The following is a 2,223-nucleotide window of genomic DNA, read 5'->3' as shown; positions in this document are numbered from 1 at the left end:
TAATAAGCGGCTCTAATAAGCTAGATAAGCCATCAACGGCATCATCCACCTCTTGTTCGTAAATTGTTGCTACTTTGGCAAGCATGCCATCAAGCGAGCCAGACTCCTCGCCAATGGCGACCATTTGAATCACCATATCAGGAAATATTTTAGCATTACGCATCGCCCAGTTCATTTGGTTACCCGAGCTCACCTCTGCTTTTATATCTAATATTGCATAGCGGTAAACAGCATTACCCGAAGCACCAGCAGCTGAATCTAATGCATCAACTAGCGGTACACCCGCTGCAAAGGTGGTCGAAAGTGTACGGGCATAACGGGCAACAGCGGCTTTATTTAAAATCATGCCAATTACAGGGAGTTTTAATATAGCTCTGTCGGTTGCATCTCTAAGTTTTAAACTTCTGAGCTTGGCTTCTTTAAACGCGTAACCAAAGCCAACAATGGCTATTAAAATCACCCACCAATAGGCTTGCATAAACTCAGAAATGCCAATAACAAATAAGGTAAATGCAGGCAGTTGTGCGCCAAAGCCTGCAAATATATCTTGAAACTGAGGAACTACAAAGACAAGTAATATAGAAGTTACAATGCCAGCGATAACCAATACTGAGATAGGATAAAACATCGCTTTTTTAATTTTCGATTTCAGCGCTTCTGATTTTTCTTTGTATAAAGCGACACGGTCAAATATTTTATCAAGCGCGCCTGATTGCTCGCCCGATGCCACTAAATCACAATACAAATCATCAAAATAGCGGGGGTGTTTTCTGAGTGCCTGTGAGAGAGGTTGACCTGCTTTAACTTCATCGCCAATGGTTTCCATTAACTTACCAACACTTTTGTTGGTGGAACCTGAGCCAATCATTTCAATGGCTTGAATTAAGGGGACGCCGGCCATTAACATAGTGGCAATTTGGCGTGTAACTAGAGCAATATCTTTAGGCGTGATTTTTTGAACACTTTGTATGCCAAATAACGGCTTAGGCTTGCGCTTTACTTTTGAAGGGGTTATTCCTTGTTTTCTGAGCTGGGCTTTAACTAGGGCAACACTAGAGCCTGTTAGCTCCCCTTCAAGCTTTTTTCCTCGCGCACTTACGCCGACCCATTGAAAGGTATCAAGGCCTTTATCTTCTTGTTTTTTTGCCATGTGGGAGATTACCTTAAAAATGCGTTCTGAATATTTAGTTTGCACATATAATTGAAAGAAAAAAAAACGCTCTTTTGAGCGCTTTTTTATGATTCAATGGTTTACATTAAGGCGTAACTGCTTGTGGGCAGCTAGAAGGAGCAAGGGTTGCATCAGTTGCACTTGCTGTTGCACAAGTCCATTCGCCATCTGTAGTTCTTGACCAAGTTAATGTAGCTGAACTTACTTGAGATGGAGCGTTAGCTATTGCACATTGGATAGTACCAACACCTGCCGCGGTCATGCTCGCCGTAATAGTACAGTTTTGTGTAGTGTCATCTTTAATAGAAGTTAACTCTGAAACATCTGCTACTGCAGTACCACTGTTAGCTTTGATTTCCATTTCTGTTTTAGCGCCTGTGATCTCAGCTAAACCAGCTGTCAACTTTGATGATGCTTGGTAATTTGAGTAAGCAGGCAATGCCACTGCAGCAAGAATACCGATGATTGCTACAACAATCATTAGCTCGATTAGGGTGAAACCCTGTTGTTTTTGAGTCATTGTTTTCATGTTCCTCTCCTAAAGGATAATGTTTTGCAAAGTAATCAGGATAGTGGCGAAGCGCCAAGTTTAATTTACCTGATTAACTTTACAGATTTACTTAAAAATAAATTTTCATGTACTTTTAGCCTTAGGTATGAAACACAAAAGCTAAATGTGAGTTCATTATGTTGTAACTTGCATGGGCTACCTATAATACAAAGTAGACTAAATATAGGAAATATACTGGCCATTTGCTTTAATCTTTTAGGTATTTTTTTAAGATTAAAACAAAAAGCAATAACTTATCACTATATTTTTCAATAAAGTAATACAACAGGGTTAGTCTAACACTTTTTATATGCTTAAAGCACACAAAATTTTCTAAAAAGGATACTTTATTTAACAAAATGTTACAAAGTAAGTCTTTTGGATTATTAAAAGTCTTTTCATGCGTTTTGTCAATTAATTAGCATCAGCAAAACTAAATAGTTGCTATGCTTTTATACAAAACGCATCGATAAATCGATTGATTGTAAATTTTTTGTAAGTG

General features: G+C 38.5%; 2 protein-coding genes. Both read right to left on the bottom strand.

Annotated features, from left to right (window positions below; all coding sequences use genetic code 11):
- Positions 1-1,150 (bottom strand): type II secretion system F family protein (locus tag AABI99_RS18130; RefSeq protein ID WP_338367515.1); only part of this gene is annotated, 1,150 nt, incomplete at its 3' end.
- Positions 1,151-1,256: 106 nt separating this feature from the next.
- Entirely contained in the window at positions 1,257-1,700 is a 444-nt protein-coding gene (locus AABI99_RS18125) for a pilin (RefSeq protein ID WP_338367514.1), read from the bottom strand.
- Positions 1,701-2,223: the final 523 nt, after the last annotated feature.

It is taken from the genome of uncultured Pseudoalteromonas sp. (assembly GCF_963922945.1).
Lineage (GTDB): Bacteria > Pseudomonadota > Gammaproteobacteria > Enterobacterales > Alteromonadaceae > Pseudoalteromonas.
This window is presented reverse-complemented; position numbering and strand designations above follow the sequence as displayed.

Bases quoted from the DNA above. Each gene is read 5' to 3' on its own strand.
- AABI99_RS18125 (WP_338367514.1), bottom strand. From the start codon at position 1,700: ATGAAAACAATGACTCAAAAACAACAGGGTTTCACCCTAATCGAGCTA.